Here is a 24,518-nt window from a genome sequence, read left to right as displayed (position 1 = left end):
GGTGAGTCGCCCCATGCCGGTCCGCCGGACCCTCGCCCGCACGCTGATCCGAGCCTTCGGGTGGCGCCTGTCGGGGGAGGTGCCGCGCACAGGCATCCTCATCGGCGCCCCGCACACGTCTGCCTGGGACTGGCTGGTGATGCTCGCGATCGCGTGGGCCAACGGCGCGCGTCCGCAGGTCCTGATCAGCCACACCTACTTCGGTGGCGTGCGGGGGTGGATCCTGCGTCGCACCGGCGGCATCCCGCTCGACCGCGGCAACCCGGGCGCCACGATCCGGGAGCTGCTCGCGGAGGCCGCGACCGACAAGCCGTTCCTGCTCGTCATCGCCCCCGAGGGGACGCGCGGCAAGCAGGACCACTGGAAACCCGGGTTCTACCGGATCTCCGGCCAGACCGGGCTGCCGATCGGGCTCGGGTTCGTCGACGGCCCGACCAAGACGCTCGGCATCGGGCCGACCCTCGTGCCGTCCGGCGACGTGCGGAAGGACATGGACGAGGTCCGCGCGTTCTACTCCGACAAGAGGGGCATCAGGCCGGAGAACCGCACCGAGCCGAGGCTGGCCGCCGAGGACGAGCCCGACACCTGAGCCGGCACGGGTCGAGTCGCCTCGACCAGGCGTGCGCCGACCACCTCGCGCACCTGCTCGACGGTCACGCCCGGCACCCAGCGGTCGACGCTGCCCACGCTCGCGGGGTCGAAGGGCAGGCCGAGCGTGGCGTAGGTCGGGGTGAGCACGTCGACCAGCCGGTCGGCCCCGGTCACGGTGAGGACCACGCAGAAGAGCCAGCCGCGGCGGAACAGCCGCTGCCCGGTGCCCGCGAGCTTGGCGGTGCCCCCGGTGTTGACGCTCCACTCGCCGTCGCAGTACTCGCCCGGCACGGCGCCCACCCGGACGTCCGGGACGCCGAGGTCGGTCATCGCGCGGGTGAGCGCGTCGGCGACGACGCGGAAGCGGTCCTTGAGCCCGGTCCGTGGGTCGGGGTCGGGCGACCAGAGGTGCACGACCAGCGAGCCCTCGTCGTACGCCGCGAGGTGGCCGCCGACCGGACGCACGACGGGCTCGAAGCCCAGCGCCTGTGCGGCCTCCGCTGCCGCGGGGTAGCCGGGCAGCAGCAGGTCACGGCGGCTGAACGCCGCGGTCGGTCGCGTGCGGGAGAGCAGCAGCACCGGCTGCTCGGTCGACTCCTGGCGCAGCAGGCTCGCGGTCGCGAGCACACCCTCGAGGTCGGCGGACCCGGCCACGGGGGCGGGTCGTCGCAGGACGGTGAGGGTCATCGGCGCTCCAGGGCTTGTCGGTAGAGCCGTCCCGCGCGGTACGACGAGCGCACGAGCGGGCCGGACAGGACGCCGGCGAAGCCGATCTCCTCGGCCTCGGTGGCGAGCTCGACGAACTCCTCGGGCCGGACCCACCGCTCGACGGGGTGGTGGCGGGGGGAGGGGCGGAGGTACTGGGTGATCGTGACCAGCTCGCAGCCGGCGTCGTGCAGGTCGCGCAGTGCCTGGGAGACCTCCTCGCGGGTCTCGCCCATGCCGAGGATGAGGTTGGACTTGGTGACCAGGCCGAACGCGCGGGCCTGGGTCAGCACGTCCAGGGACCGGTCGTAGCCGAACGCGGGGCGGATGCGCTTGAAGATCCGCGGGACGGTCTCGACGTTGTGGGCCAGGACCTCGGGGCGGGACTCGAAGACCTCGGCCAGCAGCTCGGGGCGGCCGTTGAAGTCGGGGATCAGGTTCTCCACCCCGGTCTCGGGGTTGAGGTCGTGGATCGCGCGGACGGTCTCGGCGTAGAGCCAGGCGCCGCCGTCGGGCAGGTCGTCGCGGGCGACGCCGGTGATGGTGGCGTACTTGAGCTGCATCGTCTGCACCGACTCCGCGACGCGGCGGGGCTCGTCTCGGTCCAGCGGCTGGGGCTTGCCGGTGTCGATCTGGCAGAAGTCGCAGCGCCGGGTGCACTGGTCGCCGCCGATGAGGAAGGTGGCCTCGCGGTCCTCCCAGCACTCGTAGATGTTGGGGCAGCCGGCTTCCTGGCACACGGTGTGCAGTCCCTCGGACTTCACCAGCTGCTGCAGCGCGGTGTACTCCGGGCCCATCCGGGCGCGGGTCTTGATCCACTCCGGCTTCTTCTCGATCGGCGTCGCCGCGTTGCGGACCTCCAACCGCAGCAGCCGGCGCCCGCCCGGCTCCACGGTGGTCGAGCCTGTCGAGACCGTCATGCCTGGCTCCCGCACACCGAGTCGACCGCGGTGCACCACCCGGCGTAGAGCTCCTCGCGCCGCGCCTCGGAGATCTGCGGCTCGAAGACGCGCTCGACCTCCCAGCGGTCGGCGAGGTCCTGCTTCTGCCAGCGGTCCACCCCCATCCCGGCGAGGTGCGCCACGCCGAGCGCGGTGCGCTCCAGCTCCTCGGGCCGCAGCACCGGGACGCCGAGGATGTCGGCCTGGAACTGGCACAGCAGGTCGCTCGCCGCGGCACCGCCGTCGACCCTGAGCTCGGGGACGGGGACACCGCCGGCGACGAGGGCGTCGACGCAGTCGCGGGTCTGGTAGGCCATCGCCTCGAGGCCGGCGCGGATGACGTGGGCCCGGTCGACCTCGAGGGTGAGGCCGACGATGCCGGCCCGCGCCTCGCGGATCCAGCGCGGTGCGCAGATGCCGACGAACGCGGGCACGACGTAGACGCCGCAGCTGTCGGGCACGGTCATCGCGACGGCCTCGCTGCGCTCCTCGGGAGCGAGGAGGCCGAGCTTGTCGCGCAGCCACTGCAGGGTCTGGCCGGAGTGGAAGACCACGCCCTCGGCCTCGTAGTCGGTGGTGTCGCCGATCGTCCAGCCCACGCTGGCGGTCAGGCCCTCGATCGGGTCGGTGCGGTCGCCCGAGTTGGCGGTGAGCACGCCGGCGGTGCCGAACGTGTTCTTCGTCGAGCCGGGGGCGAAGCAGGCCTGCCCGAACATGCCGGCCTGCTGGTCGGCCATCACCGCGGTGACCGGCACCCGGCGGGTGCCCGGCAGCCCGATCGCGGCCGGGTCGATCTCGCCGAAGTGCGCGTCGGAGGCGACCACGGGCGGCAGCAGTCCGTCGGGCACGCCGACCGCGGCGCAGAGCTTGTCGTCCCACGACAGCGTCTCCAGCGACATCAGCGCCGTGCGCGAGGCCTCGGAGGTGTCGGTGAGGTGGCTGCGGCCGGAGGTGAGGTTCCACAGCAGCCAGGTGTCGACGGTGCCGAACGCGAGCTCGCCGCGCTCGGCACGCTCGCGGACGCCCGGCACCTCCTCGAGCAGCCACGCCAGCTTGGGGGCGCTGAAGAACGAGTCGTTGAACAGGCCCGTCCGCGAGCGGAACTCGGAGTCGAGGCCCTCGGACCGCCACCGCTTGACGATCGCGTCGCTCTGCTTGGACATCCAGCTGATGAAGGGGTAGACGGGCGCGCTGGTCCCGCGGTCCCACAGCAGGCAGGTCTCGCGGTGGGTGGTGATGCCGACCGCGGCGACGTCGTCCATCGTTGCGCCGGCCTTGGCGAGCACCTCCGCCATCGCGGTGCGCTGGGCGTCCCACAGGTGGTGGGGGTCGACGGTCACCCAGCTCGGGCGCGGGAAGTCGGCCACGACGGCCTGACGGGCCTCGGCGACGATGCGGTGCTCCTCGTCGACGAGCACGGCGCGAGCGCTGGTGGTGCCCTCGTCGAGGGCCATCACGTAGCGGGTCATCGGTGCACCCCGGGCAGGTCGCGACCGGGCACGGCCAGGTGGCTCAGCCACCCGACGTACTCCTCGACCTCGGCCTTGCGCCGGTCCTGGTCCCAGCCGAGCTCGTCGCCGAGGACGGCGACGGCCTCGTCGAGCACCTCCAGGCCGTGGCCGGGCTCGAAGGCGAGGAGGACCCGGCGGGCCATCACGTCGGCGAGGGTCCGCGCCAGTTCGTGGCGTACGGCGAAGAGCAGCTCGGCGCGGATCGCGCCGGTCGCCGCGTGGAGCACCTCGCGCAGCCCGGGGGCGTCGGCGGTGATCGCCAGGACGTCGGCGGCGCGACTGCCGTAGAGCGCGACCAGCCGGTCGGCGCTGAGCCGGGAGAGCCCCTGCTGCAGGAGGAAGCGGCGGGTCTCCTCCAGGTCGCCGGCGGCACCGGGCAGCGGCAGCTGCGCGGTCACGCACTTCGGCGCCTTGCGACCCAGCCGGGCGAACACGTCGTCGACCGCGTCCTCGGCGAGCTGGCGGTAGGTGGTGAGCTTGCCGCCCACGACCGTCACCAGGTTGGGCAGGTCGGGGGCGTGGTCGTGCAGGACGTGGCTGCGGGGGATCTCCCACTCCTCCACGTCGGGGGCGTAGGGCAGCGGCCGCACGCCGGAGTAGGTGAAGATCACGTCGTCGACGGTGAGCCGGGCCTGCGGGATGAGGGTGTTGACCTCCTCGAGCAGGTAGGCCATCTCGTTGCTGTCGCAGCGCGCCTCGTCGGGGTCGTCGTCGAAGCGCAGGTCGGTGGTGCCGATGAGGTAGCGGCCCATCCACGGGATCACCAGGACGAGCCGGCCGTCGGTCTTGGACTCGTAGTAGACGACGTCGGCCGGCGCTCCGGGGAACGGGTCGACGATGAGGTGGCTGCCCTTGGTGCCGCCGTTGAGGCGCGGCTGCTCGGGGGCGTTGCGGCGGAAGACCCGGTCGATCCAGGGGCCGGCGACGTTGAGGACCACGTGGGCGCGGGCCTCGTGCAGCTCGCCGGTGGTGGTGTCGCGGTAGCGGACGCCGACCACCTTGCCGCCCTCCATCACCGGTTCCTCGACCCGCGACTTGGTGCGGACCTCGGCCCCCGAGCCGACCGCGGCCAGCGCCACCTCGACGCACAGCCGCTCGGCGTACTCCACCTGGCCGTCGGTGAACACCGCGGCGCCGGCAAGACCCTCGGTGTCGATGCCGGGGAAGCGCGCGATGATCGCGTCCTTCTTGAGGATCTCGCGGCCCTTGGTCTTCTTGTCGAAGCTCAGCGCGTCGTAGGTGATCATCCCGAGCCGGATCAGCCACGCGGGGCGCCGGTTGTGGGAGTAGAACGGCATGATCAGCCGCTTGGGCCTGACCAGGTGCGGGGCGAGGCGGAAGAGCCGCTCGCGCTCGCGCAGCGACTCGCGCACCAGCGCGAAGTCCCGGTGCTCGAGGTAGCGCAGCCCGCCGTGGACGAGACGGCCCGACCAGGCGGAGACTCCACTGCAGAGGTCGTCCTGCTCCAGCAGGAGGGTCCGCAGGCCGCGTGAGGCCGCGTCACGCGCGACGCCGAGGCCGTTGATGCCGGCCCCGACGACGATGACGTCGTAGGGGATGGTCAGGTCGCTCATCCGGACTCCCTCTGCGCGAAGCATATCTATTCAACTAACGCATTGTGATGCTCCTAGTGTTCGCCGTCACATCGTCGGTGTCAAGGGCCCACCCGCCTCAAGCCCGGGGAGCCCGCCGGCTCCTACACTGAGTCGCGTGCCAGACCTGGACCAGCAGCGACTCATGATCAAGGTGGCGCGGCTCTACCACACCCATGGGATGCGCCAGACCGACATCGCCGAGCGGCTCAAGATCTCCCAGTCCCGGGTCTCCCGGCTGCTGAGCCAGGCCGAGGACGCCGACATCGTCCGCACCGTCGTCGCCGTGCCGCCCAACATCCACGCCGAGCTCGAGGAGGCGGTGGAGGAGAAGTACGCCGTCGGCGAGGTCCACGTCGTCGACGTGGTGAGCGAGGACCCCGCCGAGCTCAACCGCGACCTCGCCCACGCGATGGCGACGCTGCTCCAGGACTCCTCCTTCGACGCCCCGACGCTGGGGTTCACCTCGTGGAGCCAGACGCTGCGGATGATGGTCGAGGCGCTGCAGCCGCTGCGCACCCGCACCGAGCACGTCGTCGAGCTGCTCGGCGACCTCGGTCCGCCGGAGCTCCAGCACGACGCGGCGCGCTCCACCCAACGGCTCGCCAGCCTGACGGGGGGGCAGCCGGTCTACCTCCGCGTGCCGGGGGTCGTGCCCAGCACCGACATCAAGGACTTCCTCGTCGGCCGCGACGCCTACACCAAGCGGGCCCTCGAGATGCTCGACGACCTCGACCTCGCCCTGGTCGGCATCGGCGCCTGCGAGGTCGACCCGGCGCTGCGGTCGGGCGACAACTTCTTCACCGACGAGCAGTTCGCCACGATGCGCGCTAAGGGCGCGGTCGGCGAGGTGTGCCTGCACTTCATCGACGCCGAGGGGCAGCCGGTGCCCGGCGACCTCGACGACCTCGTCGTCGGCGTCACCCGCGACCAGCTGCGCTCGGCGCGCCGGCGCTGGGCGGTGGCCGGAGGGGCGCGCAAGCACGAGGCGATCCGGGCCGCGCTGACCGGTGGCTGGGTCGACGTGATGGTCACCGACACCGCGACGGCGGAGTTCCTGATTCAGGACTGACCCTTGCATTTGGATTCGACTCATGAATAGATAGTCGAACCGATGGAGAAGGAGCCCGTCATGTCCACTGCTCTCGACAAGTACGCCGACGCCAAGCCGTCGTGGGACCACCCGGTCGTCATCGAGTCGCACATCAACGGTGTGCGCACCAAGGAGATGAACCCCCACACCCCGGTCGGCTACGAGGAGATCGCCGAGGACGCGATCCGCTGCTGGGAGGCGGGCGCCGGCGCCATCCACGCGCACAACACGAGCTTCGACCTGCTCGGCGAGAACGCCTACAAGGACTACATGCGCACGTGGGACAACGTGCTCGCCAAGCACCCCGACATCACGTGGTACCCCACCACCTGCAACAACCTGCGCCTCCTGCCGCACGAGAACGGCCTCGAGCACGTCCCCTACCTGTACGACGGCGCCAACGTCCGCATCGGCTGCGTCGACACCGGCCTCACGCTCTTCGCCATGGACACCGACGAGGAGGGCTACCTCTCCGGCCCCGAGTTCGGCTTCAACTACGCCCGCGTGGCCAGCCAGGTGCGGATGTTCCGCGAGCGCGACCTGGCGATGGTCTTCGGCGTCTACGAGCCCGGCCACCTGCGGCACGCGATGCACTACGTCAACCGCGGCCTGGTCACCCAGGGCTCGATGTGGGACTTCTACCTGATCGGCGACTACGGCCTCACCGCGCTCGAGCCGATCGGCACCAACGGCATGAAGCCGTCGCTGGAGAGCCTGTACTACTACCTCCACATGATCGAAGAGGCCCAGGTCAAGCTCCCCTGGTACATCTCGATCTGGGGCCAGGGCGCCCTCGACGACACCACCGTCCTGCGCCGCGCGATCGAGCTCGGCGGCCACATCAAGACCGGGCTCGAGCTGTTCTACGACCCCGCCCGCAACCCGACCAACCTCGAGCTGCTCCAGCAGGCGATGGAGATCGCCAAGGACGTCGGCCGCCCGATCGCCACCCACGACGAGGCCCGGGCGCTCTACAACATCCGCTGAGCCCCGCACTCGTGCGCAAGAGTTGACCTGCCGGTCACACGGTCACCACCTGCGCGCGACCTGGACGCTGCATCGTCAGTCCTGCAAGGCGATCCGGCCATCGGGCCCGGACGCCTCTCATCGCGGGAGGACACCATGCCGGACAACCCGGGCAGCACCAGCCAGGCCGAGCTCCTCGGCGTCCACGCGTTCGCCGACCACCTCGACGATGCGGTCCGCTGGTCGGCCTGAGCTCGTGCGCGATCGGGCCGTGCGCCCTCAGGAGGTAACGGGCTCCAGTCGCTCCATGCCCTTTCGGGCCAGCTTCTCCAGCTCGCTTCCACTGGCGCCGGTGAGGCCGCCGGAGAAGAAGGTCGCCGACGTCATGTCCGGCACTCCGAGCAGAGCCGTGTTGACCTGCTTCTGGGTGAGCCTCGCCGGCTGCGTCGGTGGGCTCGTCAGACGGCCGACTGTTCGGCGGCTCCGGACACCCATCACGCCCGGAATGCCGTCGGCGTCCGCCGAACTCGGACCCGATCCGCCGAACTGTCCGGAGCACCCGCCACGCGGCGGCGCTCGGGTCCGCTGGTCGGCCTGACGCCTGCACGAATCGAAGGCGTATCCCGTCGACTCGACGCGACCCCGACGAGCGCGACCGCCTCAGCCGAGGGTGGGCTCGACGACCCGCGGCCCGCGGGAGCCACGGGCCCTGACCCGGGCGGCGGAGGCGGCGACGTCCTCCCACTCCTCCTGGCTGGCGCGCTCGGCCTCCACGCGCCCGAGGTACGTCGTGACCTCGAGCCGCGCGGTCTCCTCGTCCCACCCGAGCAGCGGTCCCATGAGGCGGGCGACCTCCCAGGCCGAGTCGGTGCCACGGTGGGCGGTCTCGATCGCGACGCGGGTGCGACGGCCGAGGACGTCGTCGAGGTGGATCGCCCCCTCGTGGGTGACGGCGTGGACGACCTCGGCGGTGAGGTACTCCGGCGCCCCCACGAGCGGCTCGAGCAGCGAGGGGTCCGAGGCGGCGGGCGCGAGGACCTCGTGGACCAGCGAGCCGTAGCGCCCGAGCAGCCGGCGCAGGCGCCACATGGGGATCCCGAGCTCGGCGGCGACCACCGCGTGCCGGTTCTCCAGGGCGTGGAAGCCCTCGGCGCCCAGCAGCGGCACCCGCTCGGTGACCGACTCCGGCACCGGACGGTCGAGGTCCTCGACGGCCGCGTCGACGGCGTCGCGCGCCATCACGCGGTACGTCGTGTACTTGCCGCCGGCGACCGACACCAGCCCCGGCGCGGAGCGCGCCACCGCGTGCTCGCGGGAGAGCTGGCTGGTCTCCTCGGACTCGCCGGACAGCAGGGGTCGCAGGCCGGCGTACACCCCGACGACGTCGTCGCGCGTGAGCGGCGTGGTGAGCACGGCGTTGACGTGCTCGAGGAGGTACTCGATGTCCGCACGGCTCGCGGCGGGGCTCTGCTTGTCGAGCTCCCAGTCGGTGTCGGTGGTGCCGATGATCCAGCGGCTGCCCCACGGGATCACGAACAGCACCGACTTCTCGGTGCGCAGGATCATCCCGGTGTCGGCATTGATCCGGTCGCGCGGCACGAGCAGGTGGATCCCCTTGGAGGCCCGCACGCGGAAGCGTCCCCGGTCACCCGACAGGTGCTGCACGTCGTCGGTCCACACGCCCGTGCAGTTGAGGACCACGTCGGCGCGGACCTCGCACTGCCGGTCGGTCTCGACGTCACGCAGCACGGCGCCGACGACGCGGTCGCCGTCGCGCAGCAGGCCGACCACCTCGGTCGACGAGCGTACGACGGCCCCGTGCGCCGCGGCGGTGCGCACCAGCGTCATCGTGTGGCGGGCGTCGTCGCACTGGGCGTCGTAGTAGCGGACCGCGCCGACCAGGGCGTCGGGCCGCAGGGCCGGCGCGAGCGCGCGGGCCCTGGTGCGGGTCAGGTGCTGGGCCCGGGGGAGCGAGCTCCTGCCGCCGAGGCGGTCGTAGAGCGCGAGGCCGGCGCCGACGTACGCCCGCTCCCACGCGCGGTGGGTCAGGGGGTAGAGGAACGAGACCGGCGTGACCAGGTGCGGGGCGAGCGAGGTGAGCATCAGCTCGCGCTCGCGCAGGGCCTCGCGGACCAGGGGCAGGTCGAGCTGCTCGAGGTAGCGCAGGCCGCCGTGGAAGAGCTTGCTGCTGCGCGACGACGTGCCGGAGGCGAAGTCGCGCGCCTCGACGAGGGCGGTCGACAGGCCACGGGTCGTCGCGTCCAGCGCCGCCCCCGCACCGGTGACGCCGCCACCGATGACGAGGACCTCGACGTGACCGCCGGCCAGGCGGTCCCAGGCCGCGGCGTGCTCGTCGGGACCGAGACGTCCGCTCATGACGTGCTCCTGTGGGTCTCGAGGACGCGGGTCGAGAGCCGGGGCCAGGCCTCGGCCGCCCAGGTGTCGTAGGGGGTGTCGCCCGCGCTCACGCAGGCCAGCCGCGCGACCGGGTCGACCCAGAGGAACGAGCCGCTCTGGCCGAAGTGGCCGAAGGTGGACGGGCTGTTGAGGGGCGAGGTCCAGTGCGGGGACTTGTGACCGCGGACCTCGAGCCCGAGCCCCCAGTCGTTGGGGTCCTGGCGCCCGAAGCCGGGCAGCACCCCCGCGGTCCCGGCGTACGACGTCGTGCCGGCCAGGGCGACCAGCGCCGGGTCGAGCACGCGGGGCACGAGCAGCTCGTGGGCCAGGAGGGCGAGGTCGGACACGGGTCCGGAGCCGTCGCGGGCGGGGGAGCCGTCGAGCCGGCTGCGGGTCATGCCGAGCGGGACCAGCACGTGCTGGGTCACGAGGTCCGCGAAGGGTCGGCCGGTGTGCTTCTCGAGCACCTCGGCGGCCACCTCGATGCCGCGGTTGGAGTAGATACGCCGCTTGCCGGGCGGGGCGAGGGTGCGGTCGGCGTCGAACGCCAGCCCGGAGGTGTGGCCGAGGAGGTGGCGCAGGGTGGCGCCCGGGGGGCCCGCCGGGTCGTCGAGGTCGAGGACCCCGTCGGCGCAGGCGAGCAGGATCGTCAGCGCCGACAGGATCTTGGTCACCGAGGCCCACGGGTAGGGCTCGTCGGCACCGGTCGCGGCCAGGACCCCCGAGGGCCCCACGACGGCGACTCCCGCGGCGCCGGGCCAGCCACCCACCTCCTCGTCCACGCTCCACTCGCCTGGGGGGACATCAGGGGCGGGTCGGGCTGGACCCGGCGCCGGGACCATGGGTCAGCCCTGCTCGAGGGAGGTGCGCAGGGACGACAGGAAGCCCGCGCCGGTGGCACCGTCGATCGCACGGTGGTCACAGGTGAGGGTGAGCTCCGCGACCGGTCGCCAGACGGGGTCGCCGTCGTTCCAGACCTGTCGCTGACGGGTGCTGCCGACGGCGAGGATCGCCACCTGCGGCACGTTGAGGATGGCGTCGAAGCGGTCGATGCCCATCATCCCGAGGTTGGACACCGTGAACGTGCCGCCCGTGACGTCGGCCATCGCCAGCTTGCCCTCGCGGGCCCGGCCGGTGACGTCGCGACGCGCGTCGGCCAGCTCGGCGAGGTCCTTCGACCCCGCGTCGTGGATGACGGGGACCATCAGCCCCGCGTCGGTGGCGACGGCCAGGCCGAGGTTGACCTGCTCGAAGGTGGTGACCGACTCCTCGCCGTAGTGGGCGTTGAGCGCCGGGTGCGCGGCGAGCGCGGTGGCGCACGCCTTGAGCAGCTCGTCGGTCACGGTCGCGCCGGGCTGGCGCTCCTTGACCGCGAGGGCCCGAGTCATGTCCACCTCGACGTTGAGGTGGAAGACCGGGGCCTCCCAAGCCGCGACCATGCGGCGGGCGGCCGTGCGCCGGATGCCCTTGAGCGGCGTCGTGGTCGAGCCGGCCTCGGTCGCGGTGGCGGTCATGCCAGGACCAGCCCGTCGGCCTTGCCCGCGCAGCCGTAGAGCTTCATCTTGTCGACCGTGGCCTCGACCATCCGGCGACGGCCCTCGGCCATGGCCTCCTCGAGCTGGCGGTCGCCCTGGCTCCACACCGACTCGATGCCGGAGCGGAACGCGTGGCGCAGGTCGGTGTCGGCGTTGAACTTGTGCACGCCGGCCGCCGTCGCCGCCCGGATCTCGTCCTCGGGCACGCCCGAGGCGCCGTGCAGCACCAGCGGGATGCCGGTGACGGCCTTGATCTCCTTGATCCGCTGGATGTCCAGCGGCTGCGGGGTGGCCAGCGGCACGCCGTGCACGATGCCCACCGAGATCGCCAGCCAGTCCACACCGGTCTCGGCGACGAAGCGCTCGGCCTCGTCGACGGAGGTGTAGTAGGACTGCCAGTCGACCTGCTCGTCGGCGTCGGGGATCTTGCCCAGCTCGGCCTCCACCGGGATGCCGAAGGAGTGGGCCACCTCCACCACCTTGCGCGTGGTGCGGATGTTCTCCTCGAACGGCAGGTGCGCGCCGTCGTACATGATCGAGGTGAAGCCGAGCTTGATCGCCTCGAAGACCTCGTCCCACGGACCGTGGTCGAGGTGGATGACGTAGTCGGCCTCCGACTCCTCGGCGATCCGCTTGGTCATCTCGTAGGCCTTGCGGATCCCCATGTGGGGGACGATCGCGCGGCCCACCTGGAGGAACACCGGCGAGGCGGCCTCCTCCGCTGCGAGCACGAGCGCCTCGGTGGTCTCCGGGTTGTGCATGTTGAACGCGCCGACGGCGTAGCCGCCGTCGCTGGCGGCGGAGACGAGTCCCCGCGGGTCGACCTGGCCCATGACTGGCTCCTGTCCGGTCTCGGGGTCAGGCGGTCTCGATGCGCGCCACGATGGTGCGCACCTCGACCGTCTCACCCTCGGGGACCACGATCTCGGTGATGGTGCCGGCGGCGGGGGACTCGAGGGTCTCCTCCACCTTCTCGGCCTCCACCTCGGCCAGGGCCTCGTCCTCCTCCACCGTGTCGCCGACTCCCTTGAGCCAGCTGGTGATGGTGCCCTCACTCATGCCCATGCCCCACTGCGGAAGCAGGACCTCGATTGTCGCCATGACTATTTCTCCTTGGTTGTGTCGTACGTCGGGGGTGGGGTGCTCAGGACCGGGCCAGCTGACGCTCTCCGACGACCGAGCGGACGGCGTCGGCGATGCCGGCACGGGCCGGGTAGAGCTGCTTCTCCAGCGACGGGCTGAAGGGGATCTGGGTGTCGGGGGTGGTGACCCGCTTGATCGGCGCACGGAGCGCGTCGAACGCCTCCTCCGCGACGATCGAGGAGATCTCGGAGGCCGCGGAGCACGTGCGGTGGGCGGGGTCGGCCACGACCAGGCGGCCGGTGCGACCGACCGAGTCGAGGATCGCCTGGCGGTCGAGCGGCACGAGCGTGCGCGGGTCGATCACCTCGACCGAGATGCCCTCCTCGGCCAGCTGCTCGGCGGCCGCCGCTGCCTCCGGGACCGCGCTGGAGATCGCGACGACGGTGACGTCGGTGCCCTCGCGGACGGTGCGGGCCTTGCCGAAGGGAATCGTGTACTCCTCCTCGGGGACCTCGCCCTTCGTGCCCCAGAGCATGCAGGCCTCGAAGATGAGGACCGGGTCGTCGCTGTCGACGGCGGCGCGCAGCAGCCCCTTGGCGTCGTACGGCGAGGCGGGCACCACGATCTTGAGGCCCGGGACGTTCATGAACATCGGGTAGGGCCGGTCGGAGTGGTGGGCGCCGGTGTTGAGGCCGTAGAACATCGCGGACCGGAACACCACGGGCAGGGAGGCCTGGCCGCCGAACATGTAGCGGTTCTTGGCCGCCTGGTTCACGAACTGGTCCATCGCCATGTAGAGGAAGGACGAGTAGGACAGGTCGACGATCGGGCGCAGGCCGGTCATCGCGGCGCCGATCGCGGAGCCGACGATGACCTCCTCCGAGATCGGGGTGTTGCGGATGCGGTTGGCGCCGAACATCTGGAGGAAGTCGCCCTTGTCGGCGCGGGACTTGCCGGCGCCGCCGGTGGTGCCGTAGACGTTGGCCTCCACGTCCTCGCCGATGATGACGACGCGCTCGTCGGCCTCCATGGCCTCGCGCTGGGCGGCGCCGATCGCGCCGAGGTAGCTCATGACGGTCATGCCGTGGCTCCGATCAGGTTGTCGACGCTGGGGCCGGGGGTGGGGTCGGTGTAGAGGTCGGCGAACGCGACGCTCGGGTCGGGGAAGGGGCTCTCGTCGGTGAAGCGCACGGCCTCGTCGACCTCGGCGAGGACCTCGGCCTCGAGGGCGTCCATCTCCTCCTCGGTGGCGATGCCCTCGGCGACGAGGTGCCGGCGGAAGAGGACGATCGGGTCCTTCTCGAGCCACAGGGCCTTCTCGTCGGCGTTGCGGTAGTCGACGCCGAGGCGCAGGCCCTCGGAGTGCTCGTTGAAGCGGTAGGTGACGACCTCGACGAGGGTCGGTCCGTCGCCGCGGCGGGCGCGGTCGACGGCCTCGGTGACGGCGTCGAAGACGGCGAGCACGTCCTGGCCCTCCTCGACGCGCACGCCGGGCATCCCGAAGCCGGCCGCCCGGTCGGCGATGACGCCGGAGGTGACGGTGTGCGCCGGGGTGGAGAGGGCGTACTGGTTGTTCTCGCAGAGGAAGACGATCGGCAGGTTCCAGACGCCGGCGATGTTCATCGCCTCGTAGAGGCAGCCCTGGTTGGCGGCGCCGTCACCGAAGAAGGCCAGCGAGACCTTGCCGTTGCCGAGCACCTTGCTCGACAGGGCGGCGCCGGTGGCGATCGGGATCGAGGAGCCGACGATGCCGGACTCGCCGAGGCTGCCGACCGCGAAGTCGGCGAGGTGCAGCGAGCCGCCCTTGCCCTGGCAGACGCCGGTGGCCTTGCCGACCAGCTCGGCCATCAGGGGGCCGAGGGGGGACCCCTTGCCGATCGGGTGGCCGTGGCTGCGGTGGTTGCCCGCGGTGTAGTCACCGTCGGCCAGCGCCATCGCGGCGCCGACGACCTGGGCCTCCTGGCCGATGGAGGTGTGGACGGTGCCGGGGATGTGGCCGCGCTTGACCATCTTGGAGGCGCGCTCGTCGAAGCGACGGATCCGCAGCATGCGGCGCTGCATCTCGAGCAGCGTGTCGTGGGAGGGAGTCATGGGTCCTCGTTCGGTTCGTAGCGAGTATTTATTCAAAGTGCGCATGACCATGCTAAACGGCCGGCGCCACCGTCGGCAAGGGGTCAGTGGTCCTGGTCGCCAGGGCCTGGGCCGTGCCGAGGTCGACGACCAGCACGTCCACCCAGCCCCCGGCGAGCGCGGCGGCGATCGCCTCGAGCTTGCTGGCGCCGCCGGCCACGACGACGCGGCGGCCGGCCCGACGCACCTGGTCGAGGGTCGCGCCGACCACGAGGTCGTCCAGCTCGGTGACGACCGGCTCACCGGCCGCGTCGAGCAGGCGCTGGTCGAGCTGCCCGACCGCGCCGGCGACCCGGGCGCGCACGAGCTGGGCGTCGCTGAAGTAGTTGTCGTCCGGCGTCAGCATGCTGTGCACCGCCACCGGTCCCACGCCCACGAACGCGACGTCGAGGTCGTCCAGCAGCTCGACCGCGCGACGGACGTAGGGGTCCTCGAGCGCCCGCCGGCGCAGGTCGGGGGTCGCGGCGACCCCCGGGGTGCGGAGGAAGACGGGCTCGGCGCCCAGCACACGGGCCAGCCGCTGCGTCGAGCGCGCCGCCGCGTGCTGGAGCGCCGGCGACCCGAGGTCGCCCAGCATCTCCACCACGTGGCTCGTCCCGGAGCGAGGCAGGTCGGGGAGCGCGGACGCCATGGCCTGCAGGGTCGTGCTCCACGAGGTGAAGCCGACGGTGCGGCCGGAGATGCCGGCCTCGACCAGGTAGCCGGCGGCCGCCCTCCCCAGGACGGGCGCCAGGTCCGTGGTCCCGGGCGGGACCTCGACGACGTGCACCTCCTGCAGGCCGTAGCGCCGCTCCATCTCCTCCTCGAGCTCGGGCAGCAGCCCGACCGGGACGGCCACGTCGGTGCGGACGAAGCCGTGCTCGACGGCCTGCTGCAGGACGCGGGACACCCGTGCCTGGGAGAGCCCCAGGCGCTCGGCGATGTCGCGCTGACGCAGGCGGTGCACGTAGTAGAGGCGCGCCACCACGGCCATGAGGCGCAGCCTCTCCGACGAGGCCGTCGAGGCCGTCGAGGTCGCCGAGGTCGTCGTGGTCATGAGGTCCCGTCAGCCCAGGCGGCTGACGACCTCCCGGACGAGGGGCCAGACCTTCGCCACGGACGTGTGGTTCACCTTCTCGGCGGGGGAGTGCAGGGCGTGCAGCTCCGTGCCGATCGAGATGATGTCCTCGACCGGGACGCGGCGGCTGAACATGCCGAGCTCGAGGCTGCACTGCGAGACGTGCGTCTCCGGCTCCTCGCCGATCACGTCGCGGTAGGCCTGGGCGGCCACCGCCAGGAGCGGCGAGTCCGGCCGGAAGGGGAACTCCGGGGCGTCGAGGCCGTACTCCTCCACCGTCACGCCACCACCGGCGAGCGCGGCGAGCGCCCGGACGCGGTCGAGGATCTCGTGCTTGCGCGAGGTGACCGCCGCGGTGATGGTCGACATCAGGCGGGCGCCCTCGTCGGTGGTGCGCACCGTGCCGAGGTTGTTGGAGCTCTCGACGATGCCGGGCACCGAGAGGCTCCAGCTGATCACGCCGTTGGGCACGAGGGCGGTGAGCCGGGACAGGCGGGCGCCCGCCTCGGCGGAGAACACGCGGGTGGGCGCCTCGGCGGCGTCGAGCTCGAGCCGGACGTCGGGGTCGGCGATGGCGTACTCCGTGCTCAGGTCCTGGTCGAGCTGCTTGACGACGTCCTCGACGGTGGAGACGTCCTCGGGCCGGATCGCGAGCACCACCTGGGCGTCGGCCGGGATCGCGTTGTTCTGCGCGCCCCCGTGCGGCTCGCTGATGCGTACGTCGGCGCGCGCGGCGACGGCGTTGAGCACACGGGCGAGCACCTGGACCGCGTTGGCCCGCTCGAGCTGGATGTCGAACTCGCAGTGCCCGCCGGACAGGCCGCGCACCTTGAGCAGACGGGTCTCGGAATGGGTCGCCGGGACGTCCTCCCACTCGGCGGGCACGTCGACGGTGAAGGTGACGTCGCCGCTGCAGCCGGCCAGGATCTCCTTGTCGGTGATCCAGTTGAAGTCGATCATCCGGCGGCCCTTGAGCTGCGTGGTGTCGAAGTTGGCCGCGCCGACCTTGCCCTTCTCCTCCATCGCGGTGAGGACGGCCTCGAGCGGCGGGTGGGGGATGTCCTCCGAGGCCAGCAGGGCGAGGATGTAGGAGACGCCGATGCCGTTGTCGGCACCCAGCGAGGTGCCGTCGGCCTTGATGAAGTCGCCGTCGACGACGAGCGTGATCGGCTCGGTCTCGAAGTCGATCTCGACGCCCTCGGACTTCTCGCACACCATGTCGAGGTGGCCGTGGAGGATCAGCGGCTCCGCGTCCTCCAGGCCGCCCTGGCCGGGCTTGCGGACCAGCACGCAGTGCAGGTCGTCCTTGACGGCCTCGAGCCCACGCTTGGTGGCGAAGTCGACCACCCACTCGGCGGCCTGCTTCTCGTTGCACGAGCCGCGGGGGATGTCGGACAGGATCTCGAAGTACTGCAGCACCTCGCGGGGCTCCAGGTTCTCCAGGACGGACATGACGGTTTCTTCCTTCGTTCGGGTGTGAGGAGGTGTGGGTGGAGCGGGGAGCGCTACTTGACGGTGCGGCTGGACCTGCGCTGCATGGTCAGCGCGGCGGCGACGATGATCACCAGGCCGTAGACCAGGCTCTGGGCGGACGCGGGCACCCCGAGCACCGCAGCGGCGATGGGGATCAGTGCGATCGTGAGGGCGCCGAACACGACCAGCAGCGGGTTGGTGACGCCGCCGGTGATGGCGGTGCCTCCCACGATGGCCGCGGCGATGCCGGGGAGCAGCAGGTCGCTGCCGAGACCGAAGGACGACGCCGCGCCGCCCTGGGCGATGATCATGACGCCGGCGACCCCGGAGAAGAAGCCGGAGATGCCGAAGGCGAGGATCTTGACCCGACGGTTGGAGAGGCCGGAGAAGATCGCCCCGGTCTCGTTGATCCCGACCGCGGTCATCGACTGCCCGAAGCGGGTGCGCTTGGTGACGAACCACAGAGCGACCGCGAGGACCACGGAGAGCCAGAACGCGGTCGGCAGGCCGGCCATGGCCGAGCCGAACAGCGGCGTCAGGACGTCGGAGCTGCCCTTGACGTAGACCGTCGTGGCCTTGCTGATCACCAGCGAGGCCGCCTGCAGGATGCCGAGGGTGCCGAGGGTGAGGGCGAAGGACGGCACCTGGGCATAGGCGATGACGAAGCCGTTGACCATGCCGATGACCGTGGACAGCCCGATGGCGACCACGAGGGCCAGGGGACCCATGCTGCCCAGCGTCATCGCCAGGATCATGGCCGCGAGCACCGCGAGCGCGGCGTTGGACAGGTCGATGCTGCCGATGTTGAGCACGCAGGACTGGCCGAGCGCGGCCAGCAGGATGAAGGTCGCCTGGATCGCGAGGATGCCGGGGCCACCACCGCTGAAGAACCGCGGGTTGCTGACCAGGACCACGACGATCATCAGCGCGGTGACGGCCACCGGGCCGGCCGTGCGCCAGACCTGGGCGGTCCGCCCGGAACGGCCGGCCGCGGAGGGCGCGGTCGCGCCGGACTGACCGGTGTCGGTGGTGCCGGGCTGCTTGGTGTCGGTGCTCATGGAGGTCACACCATCCTTTCGAGGAGGTCGAGCGAGGTGGCGGACTCGACGGAGAGGTCGTAGGTGGCGGTCACCTCGCCGTCGCGCATGACGACGACGACGTGGGCCGACTCCAGCGCGTCCTCGATCGTGTCGGCGATCAGGAGGACGGCGGTGCCGCGGGCGCAGGCTGCCTGGATCTGCTCGTTCACGGTCTCCGCGGCGCCGGCGTCGAGGCCGCGCAGCGGGTGGTCGAGGACCAGGACCTTGAGGTCCTCGTCCATCAGCCACTTGGCCATGACGACCTTCTGCTGGTTGCCGCCGGAGAAGCGCTCGAGGTGCAGATCGGGGTCGCGCGGGCGGACGTCGAGGGTCTCGAACCACTCCTCCGCGAGCCGCTTGCGCGCACGCGGCCGGAGCAGCGGTCCGGAGACCGCGGCTCCCGGCTTGGCGAGGGTCAGGTTCTCGGCGCCGGACAGGCCGCCGACCATGCCCTCGGTCTTGCGCTCGGCCGGCACGTAGGCGACACCGCTGCGGACGGCCTTGCCCATCCGCCAGTGGCGGATCTCCTTGCCGTCGACCCGGACCGTGCCGGTGTCGTAGTCGCCGGCACCGAACACGGCGCGGCACACCTCCTCGCGGCCCGACCCGATCGTCCCCACGAGGGCGACGCACTGGCCGGGGTGGACGGTCAGCGACACGTCGCGGAAGGTGCCGGTCAGGCCGAGCCCCTCGATCTCGAGGGCGGGGGTCTCGGACTCGTGCTGCGGAGCGGACCGCTGGGGCGACCGCTGCGCGTGGCCGACCATGAGCTGGAACAGCTCCTCCTGGGTGACGTCGGAGGTGGCCCGGTCGGCGACGAGCCGGCCCTGGCGCATCACCAGGATGCGGTCGCAGACACGCATGACCTCGTCGAGGCGGTGGGACACGAAGATCACCGAGCCCAGCTCGCGGAGCGCCCGGATCTCCCGCTCGAGGATCGCGGTCTCGTCGCGCTCGAGCACCGCGGTGGGCTCGTCGAGGATGACGAGGGGGGAGGCGTGGGTGTGCTCGTCGACCCGCAGGGCCCGGGCGATCTCGACCATCTGGCGGTCGACGAACGGCAGGTCGCCCACGACGGTGCGGGGGTCGACGGTCGAGCCGACCTTGGACAGGACCTCGGCCGCCTCCTGGTTGAGGCGCTTCCAGCGGTACCAGCCGAGCTTGACCGCGGCGTCCTTGCTCGCCACCGCGTTCATCGCGATGTTCTCGGCGACCGACAGGTTGGTCAGCAGCGACTGCTCCTGGTGCACCACGCCGATGCCGGCGGCGACCGAGTCCTGCGGGCGGCGGAACTTCACGGCCTTGCCCAGGACCTCGATGGTGCCGGAGTCGGGCTGGTAGATGCCGGTCAGGATCTTGAGGAGGCTGGACTTGCCGGCGCCGTTCTCGCCGATCAGGCCGACGACCTGGTTGCGCTTGATCTCCAGGGTGATGTCCTGGACCGCGGTCACGCGGCTGAAGGACTTGGAGACGCCGGTGAGACGGAGGGCCGGGGCGTCCTGGTCGGGGCGGGTCCCGTGGGCGAAGAGCTGCGTGGTCATTTCATGATCCTCAGGCGACTGCGGTGGGGCCACGACGCCGCGACGATCGCGAGCACGAGGACCCCGCCGGACACGGCGGTCTGGACGTTGGGGCTGACGTCGGACTGGATGAGCCCGTTGTTGATGACGGTGAGCATCAGGACGCCGATGGTGGTGCGGAAGATGCCGCCCTTGCCGCCTCCGAGGGAGGTGCCACCGATCACGACGGCGGCGATGGTGAGGAAGAGCATCCCGATGCCGATGCGGGCGGGTGCCGATCCGAGCTGCATGGTGGTGAGCACGCCGGCCAGGCCGCTGCAGGCGCCCGCGATGGTGAACACCGCCACCTTGTAGCGCGCCACGGCGACACCGTTGTCGCGGGCGATCGGCTCGCTGTTGCCGATCGCGTAGGTGTAGCGGCCCAGCTTGGTGAAGCGGGTGACGACCAGGCCGACCGCCACGACGAGGGCGGCGAGCCAGAAGGAGTGGGTCAGGCCGAGCAGCTTGTCGGTGGGCCAGTCCTTGAGGCCGTTGCTCTTGAGGAAGGGCAGCTGGGAGTCGCCGAAGAGCAGGGTCGCGATGCCGAAGCCGACGAAGCCCATGCCGAGCGTGACGATGAACGAGGGGATCTTGAGCACGGTGTGCACGAGACCGTTGGCCAGGCCGAGGGCCGCGCCGAGGAGGACGCCGATGAGGATGGCCCAGGCGCCGAGGTCGGCGGTGTCACGGCTGTTGGCCGACAGGAGGACGAAGGCGAGGCCGCAGGCGCTCATCAGGCCCTCGACCGACAGGTCGATGCAGCCGAGCAGGATCACCAGGGTCGCTCCCACGCCGATGATCAGCGGGGTCGAGGCCTGGTCCAGCATCGTCTGCACGTTGACGACGGTGAGGAACGAGTCGGGGTTGATCAGGGTGAAGACCACGACGAGCAGGACCAGGGCGAAGACCTCGCCGCCCTGACGGAGGTCGAACCTCCTGCGTGGCTGGGCAGTGGTGTGGCTCGTCTCCTGCCGCGGCGGCGGCGCGAGCCTGGTGTTGGTGTCGGTCATGGCTTTCCCTTGGTGGCGAGTGGAGGGGGAGGGGCCGGCTGGCCGCACGTCGAGGGGGACGTGCGACCAGCCGACGTGTGGTCAGCTGTTGGGCAGCTTCTCGGGGCCGCCGCCCACGAGCGGGACGGGCTGGGCGTCCCAGGGGCCGTTCTTGATCAGGCCGTCGATGAACTGGTCCTTGTAGGCCTGGGTGTCGTACTTCGTGTAGTCGGCCAGGTTCTCCGGGGTGACACAGCTGATCTTGAAGAGGCTGTCCCGCTTCTCGTGCGGCAGCTTCGAGGGGTCGATCTTGCCGGTGGCGGCGAGGTAGGCGGTGTAGAGACCGATGGAGGAGGCCATGTAGCCGCGGTGGAAGGTCTCGCCGACGATCGGGTTGTCCTTCTGCTTCATGACGTCGATGACCGGCGGGTAGAGGCCGTCGGAGGAGAACTTGACCTTGCCCTTGAGCTCGGACTTGTCGACGGCCTCCTTGGCGCCGATGATCATGCCGTCGTCGGCGGCCCAGATGCCCTTGATCTTGTCGCCGTACTTCGCGATCGCGCTCTGGGTCTCCTGGAAGGCCAGCTGCGGGTCCCAGTTGGCCGGGCGCACCTCGAGCAGGTCGACGTTCGGGTACTTCTTGAGCTCGTCCTTGAGCCCGGCGACGCGGGTCTGGCTGGTGGTGCTGTCCTGGACGCCGCCCAGGGCGAGGATGCCGCCGGTGCCGATGGCCTCGGCCAGCGTGCTGGCGGTGCAGCGGCCGCTGTCGACGCCGCCGTGCTTCTGGAAGGCGACGAAGTTGTTGCCCTGGTCCCAGGGCTCGTAGTCGTCGGGCTTGTTCCACCAGATCGTGCAGTAGGCGCCGGCCTGCTTGCAGGAGTTGATGATCGGCGGGACGTCGGAGCTGGCGACGGTGTTGACGAAGACGATGGCCTTCTTGCCCTGCGCCAGGATGGCCTGGATCTTCGAGATCTCCTTCTGCGAGGAGCCCTCGGAGTCGACGATCTTGACCGGGATGTCGAGCTTCTTGCCGAGCAGCTTGGCGCCCTCGATGTTGGAGGCGAAGTAGGGGTTCGTCGTGTTGATCACCGAGGCGACGATCACGAGGTCCTTCTTGTCGATGGGCTTGCCGGCCGCACCCCCGCTCGAGGTGGTGGAGCAGGCGCTGGTCAGGGCGAGCACCGTGCTCGCCGCGACCGCGGCGGCCAGCGTGCGCCGGCGGCTCTTGGTGAGGGACATGAGGACTCCTGGGGGTCGGGCTCCTGAGGAGCCTTTGCATCAATATTCAGATGCCGAATCGGGATGTCACCTAGTGTTCGCCCGCGTCATCCGATGTGTCAAGGGTCACGTGCGGATTTATTCAAGACCTGAATCGAAGTGGTGACCTGGGTCCCGGGCCTCGGGGACCCGGCCTCGGAGCACGCCGAGCACCCGGCGGTCCTCGCGGGACGGCCGGGTGCTCGGGGGAGGGCTCAGACGGGTGGGAGCAGGTGGTCGATGCGATCCAGCACAAGCGTGGGACGGCGGTCCTCGGGGAGCTGCTCGACCATCTCGGGCGTGCTCTCCCCGGTCAGGACCAGGGCCGACGGGATGCCGGCGTCGACGGCCATGGCGATGTCGGTGTAGAGGCGGTCGCCGACCATGACGCACGACTCGCCGGGCAGCCCGATGGCGCCCAGCGCGGTGTGCAGCATGAGGGGGTCGGGCTTGCCGACGTTGATCTCGCACCGTCTGCCGGTGCACGCCTCGACGGCCGCGATGATCGCCGCCGCGTCCGGCTCTCCCCGGCCTCCTGGGAACGGGCAGTAGGCGTCCGGGTTGGTCGCGACCAGGCGCGCCCGGCCGTGCTGCCAGAGCGCGTCGAAGGCGATCTGGAGCTTGCGGTAGTCGAACCCGCGGTCATAACTGGCCACGACCAGGTCGATCTCCGCAGGGTCCTCCGAGATCCGGCAGCCGGTCGCCCGGATCGCGCGGGTCAGCGGCTCCTCGCCGATGACGAACACCGTCGCCCCGGGCATCTCCTGCGAGATCCAGGCCGCCATGGTGACGACCGGGTTGACGATGCGATCCACGGGGGTGGGCAGGCCCAGTCGGCCGAGCTTGTCGGCGTACATCTGCGGGTCGCGCGTGGGGTTGTTGCTGAGGAAGAGCGTCTCCCGGCCCGCCTCGCGCAGCCGCGTGACCAGCTCGAAGGCGCCCGGCAGGAGCGTGTCGCCGAGGTAGATCGTGCCGTCGAGGTCGAACAGGTAGCCGTCGTAGAGCCGCTCGGCACGCCGTCGTACGCCGGGGCGCACCGGGGTCGCGGTCATGAGGTCGCCTCGGCGAGACGGGCGAACAGGTCGCGGGTCGAGGGGTAGATGTCGCGGTAGACCTCGTAGAGGCGGTCGTAGGTGCGCGCCCTGACCGGGTCCGGCTCGTAGGACTTCGCCGTGCCGCTCATCGCGGCCGCCGCGGCCGGGATCGACTCGTGGATGCCCACGGCGGCCGCCGCGAGCATCCCCGATCCCAGGCAGGTGCTCTCCGGCTCCTTGACGACGGTGACGCGGCGTTGCATGACGTCGGCGATGATCTTGCACCACACCCTGCTGCGGGTCCCGCCACCCAGCGCGATCACGTCGGTGACCGGCGCCCCCAGCGCCTCCTCGGCGCCCGAGGTGAGGAACCGCTGCTCGAAGGCGATGCCCTCCAGCAGCGCCCGGTAGACGTGGGACTTGCCGTGCGCACCGGTCAGGCCCAGCAGCACGCCGCGCGCGTTGTGGTCCCAGTACGGCGTGAGGGCGCCGGTCCAGTAGGGCAGCGCCAGCAGCCCCTCCGAGCCCGGTGGGAGCTGGGCCGCCGCCGTCTCGAGGACCTGCTCGGGGGTGAGGTCGAGGCCGAGCGCACGTGTGTCCACGCCGCTGAACTTCTGGACGAACCAGTTGAGGTTGTGCGTCCCACCGCCGATGAACGTCTCGAGCGTGTAGGCCCCGGGCACGGCGGCCGCCAGGGTGCGGTACTCCCTCCCGTAGCAGTAGGTCTCGCTGAACGTGCCCGACACGATGCCGGTGCCCAGGTTGAGGTAGGCGCGGCCGGGCTCGGTGATGCCGGTGCCGAGCTGCGCGGACTGCCCGTCACCGACGCCGGCGACCACCGGGAGGCCGGCGGGCAGCCCGAGCTGGGCGGTCACCTCGGGCCGGAGCTCGCCCAGGACGCTGCCCGGGGCGCACAGCTCGGGCACCTGGCTGCGGGACAGCCCCGCTGCCTCCAGCAACCCGTCGTCGTAGTCGAAGGTGGCCATGTCGACCAGGCCGAGCGGGTCGGCGCTGGCCCACGACGTGGCCCACCGACCCGTCATGCGGTGGGCCAGGAAGCCCGCCACGTCGACGACCTTGTCGAGGCGGTCGAACAGGTCGGGCTCGTGCTCGAGCAGCCAGAGCAGCTTGTACCAGGCCGGCGTGGGGTTCGGCGGCTTGCCGGTGATCCGGTGGACCTCCGAGGTGCCGTGCTTCTCCACCTCGGCCGTCGCGCGGGTGTCCAGCCACAGCATGGCCGGGCGCAGCGGGTGCCCGGAGTCGTCGACGCACACGAAGGACTCGCGCTGGTGGGTGATGCACAGCGCGCCGATGCGCGAGGCGTCCACGGTCTGCACCGCACGGCGCACGGCGCCGGCGGTGGCGGCCCACCAGTCCTCGGCGTTCTGCTCCCCCCAGCCGGGTCGCGGCTGCATCAGCTCGAAGGTGACGCGGGCCTCAGACAGCGCCTCGCCCCAGGCGTTCCACACCACGGCCTTGGCGGCGGTCGTCGAGCAGTCGATGCCGATGACGTAGTCGTAGCTCAT

22 protein-coding genes are annotated in these 24,518 nt (G+C 71.3%); 3 read left to right on the top strand and 19 right to left on the bottom strand.

From position 1 onward, the window contains the following. The first annotated feature begins 1 nt into the window (after position 1). Complete coding sequence (locus tag J2S63_RS06865; protein WP_310300342.1) at positions 2-589, top strand: 1-acyl-sn-glycerol-3-phosphate acyltransferase; 588 nt, start codon at positions 2-4, stop codon at positions 587-589. Here the strand turns inward: J2S63_RS06865 and J2S63_RS06860 are convergent. From J2S63_RS06860 to glpD, 4 genes are read right to left on the bottom strand one after another with little or no spacing between them, the layout of a single operon-like run. Beyond that, the gene (locus J2S63_RS06860) at positions 511-1,278 is read right to left on the bottom strand and encodes a lipoyl protein ligase domain-containing protein (RefSeq protein ID WP_310300338.1); all 768 of its coding nucleotides are present in this window, start codon (positions 1,276-1,278) and stop codon (positions 511-513) included. The genes J2S63_RS06865 and J2S63_RS06860 overlap by 79 nt on opposite strands. Then, entirely contained in the window at positions 1,275-2,216 is a 942-nt protein-coding gene (lipA, locus tag J2S63_RS06855; RefSeq protein WP_310300334.1) for a lipoyl synthase, read from the bottom strand. The genes J2S63_RS06860 and lipA overlap by 4 nt, the downstream gene beginning before the upstream one ends. Then, complete coding sequence (locus tag J2S63_RS06850; protein WP_310300331.1) at positions 2,213-3,706, bottom strand: FGGY family carbohydrate kinase; 1,494 nt, start codon at positions 3,704-3,706, stop codon at positions 2,213-2,215. The genes lipA and J2S63_RS06850 overlap by 4 nt, the downstream gene beginning before the upstream one ends. Continuing rightward, positions 3,703-5,322, bottom strand: a complete 1,620-nt coding sequence (gene glpD / locus J2S63_RS06845; RefSeq protein ID WP_310300329.1) for a glycerol-3-phosphate dehydrogenase — start codon at positions 5,320-5,322, stop codon at positions 3,703-3,705. The genes J2S63_RS06850 and glpD overlap by 4 nt, the downstream gene beginning before the upstream one ends. A gap of 136 nt (positions 5,323-5,458) precedes the next feature. On the opposite strand from glpD, the gene J2S63_RS06840 reads away from it, so the two are divergent. Then, entirely contained in the window at positions 5,459-6,412 is a 954-nt protein-coding gene (locus J2S63_RS06840; protein ID WP_310300326.1) for a sugar-binding transcriptional regulator, read from the top strand. 60 nt (positions 6,413-6,472) lie between these two features. Further along, complete coding sequence (locus tag J2S63_RS06835) at positions 6,473-7,420, top strand: beta-keto acid cleavage family enzyme (RefSeq protein WP_310300323.1); 948 nt, start codon at positions 6,473-6,475, stop codon at positions 7,418-7,420. A 639-nt stretch (positions 7,421-8,059) separates the two neighbouring features. On the opposite strand, the gene J2S63_RS06830 is transcribed toward J2S63_RS06835, so the two are convergent. The 15 genes from J2S63_RS06830 to J2S63_RS06760 all read right to left on the bottom strand — a co-directional run bounded on the left by J2S63_RS06830 (position 8,060) and on the right by J2S63_RS06760 (position 24,518). Continuing rightward, positions 8,060-9,775 carry a glycerol-3-phosphate dehydrogenase/oxidase gene (locus J2S63_RS06830; RefSeq protein WP_310300320.1) on the bottom strand — a complete coding sequence of 572 codons (1,716 nt, stop codon included), beginning with the start codon at positions 9,773-9,775 and terminating at the stop codon, positions 8,060-8,062. Next, positions 9,772-10,578: a serine hydrolase domain-containing protein gene (locus J2S63_RS06825; RefSeq protein WP_310300317.1), complete on the bottom strand. Its 807-nt coding sequence runs from the start codon at positions 10,576-10,578 to the stop codon at positions 9,772-9,774. Before J2S63_RS06825 ends, J2S63_RS06830 begins: the two co-directional genes overlap by 4 nt. A 63-nt stretch (positions 10,579-10,641) precedes the next feature. Further along, the gene (locus tag J2S63_RS06820; protein ID WP_310300314.1) at positions 10,642-11,310 is read right to left on the bottom strand and encodes a dihydrolipoamide acetyltransferase family protein; all 669 of its coding nucleotides are present in this window, start codon (positions 11,308-11,310) and stop codon (positions 10,642-10,644) included. Further along, complete coding sequence (locus J2S63_RS06815; protein ID WP_310300311.1) at positions 11,307-12,164, bottom strand: class II fructose-bisphosphate aldolase; 858 nt, start codon at positions 12,162-12,164, stop codon at positions 11,307-11,309. The genes J2S63_RS06820 and J2S63_RS06815 overlap by 4 nt, the downstream gene beginning before the upstream one ends. A 25-nt stretch (positions 12,165-12,189) precedes the next feature. Continuing rightward, a complete protein-coding gene (locus J2S63_RS06810; RefSeq protein ID WP_310300306.1) occupies positions 12,190-12,432 on the bottom strand; it encodes a biotin/lipoyl-containing protein in 243 nt (80 codons plus the stop codon). A 43-nt stretch (positions 12,433-12,475) separates the two neighbouring features. Next, positions 12,476-13,495 carry an alpha-ketoacid dehydrogenase subunit beta gene (locus J2S63_RS06805; RefSeq protein ID WP_310300303.1) on the bottom strand — a complete coding sequence of 340 codons (1,020 nt, stop codon included), beginning with the start codon at positions 13,493-13,495 and terminating at the stop codon, positions 12,476-12,478. Continuing rightward, complete coding sequence (locus J2S63_RS06800) at positions 13,492-14,505, bottom strand: thiamine pyrophosphate-dependent dehydrogenase E1 component subunit alpha (protein WP_310300301.1); 1,014 nt, start codon at positions 14,503-14,505, stop codon at positions 13,492-13,494. The genes J2S63_RS06805 and J2S63_RS06800 overlap by 4 nt, the downstream gene beginning before the upstream one ends. Positions 14,506-14,557: 52 nt before the next feature. After that, positions 14,558-15,580 carry a sugar-binding transcriptional regulator gene (locus J2S63_RS06795; RefSeq protein WP_310300299.1) on the bottom strand — a complete coding sequence of 341 codons (1,023 nt, stop codon included), beginning with the start codon at positions 15,578-15,580 and terminating at the stop codon, positions 14,558-14,560. A 9-nt stretch (positions 15,581-15,589) separates the two neighbouring features. Then, positions 15,590-17,053, bottom strand: coding sequence for a beta-Ala-His dipeptidase (gene pepD, locus J2S63_RS06790; protein WP_310300296.1), 1,464 nt, complete (start codon positions 17,051-17,053; stop codon positions 15,590-15,592). 53 nt (positions 17,054-17,106) lie between these two features. Beyond that, on the bottom strand, positions 17,107-18,132 hold the full coding sequence (locus tag J2S63_RS06785) for an ABC transporter permease (protein ID WP_310300294.1): 1,026 nt from the start codon (positions 18,130-18,132) through the stop codon (positions 17,107-17,109). Positions 18,133-18,137: 5 nt separating this feature from the next. After that, the gene (locus J2S63_RS06780; RefSeq protein WP_310300292.1) at positions 18,138-19,694 is read right to left on the bottom strand and encodes a sugar ABC transporter ATP-binding protein; all 1,557 of its coding nucleotides are present in this window, start codon (positions 19,692-19,694) and stop codon (positions 18,138-18,140) included. Beyond that, entirely contained in the window at positions 19,691-20,722 is a 1,032-nt protein-coding gene (locus J2S63_RS06775) for an ABC transporter permease (protein WP_310300289.1), read from the bottom strand. Before J2S63_RS06775 ends, J2S63_RS06780 begins: the two co-directional genes overlap by 4 nt. Before the next feature lie 81 nt (positions 20,723-20,803). Next, positions 20,804-21,940 (bottom strand): sugar ABC transporter substrate-binding protein, encoded by a 1,137-nt coding sequence (locus tag J2S63_RS06770; RefSeq protein WP_310300286.1) that lies wholly within the window; start codon positions 21,938-21,940, stop codon positions 20,804-20,806. A 233-nt stretch (positions 21,941-22,173) separates the two neighbouring features. Then, positions 22,174-23,010 carry an HAD-IIA family hydrolase gene (locus J2S63_RS06765; RefSeq protein ID WP_310300284.1) on the bottom strand — a complete coding sequence of 279 codons (837 nt, stop codon included), beginning with the start codon at positions 23,008-23,010 and terminating at the stop codon, positions 22,174-22,176. Beyond that, entirely contained in the window at positions 23,007-24,518 is a 1,512-nt protein-coding gene (locus tag J2S63_RS06760; protein ID WP_310300281.1) for a xylulokinase, read from the bottom strand. The genes J2S63_RS06765 and J2S63_RS06760 overlap by 4 nt, the downstream gene beginning before the upstream one ends.

This window comes from Nocardioides marmoribigeumensis (assembly GCF_031458325.1).
GTDB classification, from domain to species: domain Bacteria; phylum Actinomycetota; class Actinomycetes; order Propionibacteriales; family Nocardioidaceae; genus Marmoricola_A; species Marmoricola_A marmoribigeumensis.
The sequence above is the reverse complement of the archived record's forward strand: the minus strand, read 5'-3'. Positions and strand labels throughout refer to the sequence as shown.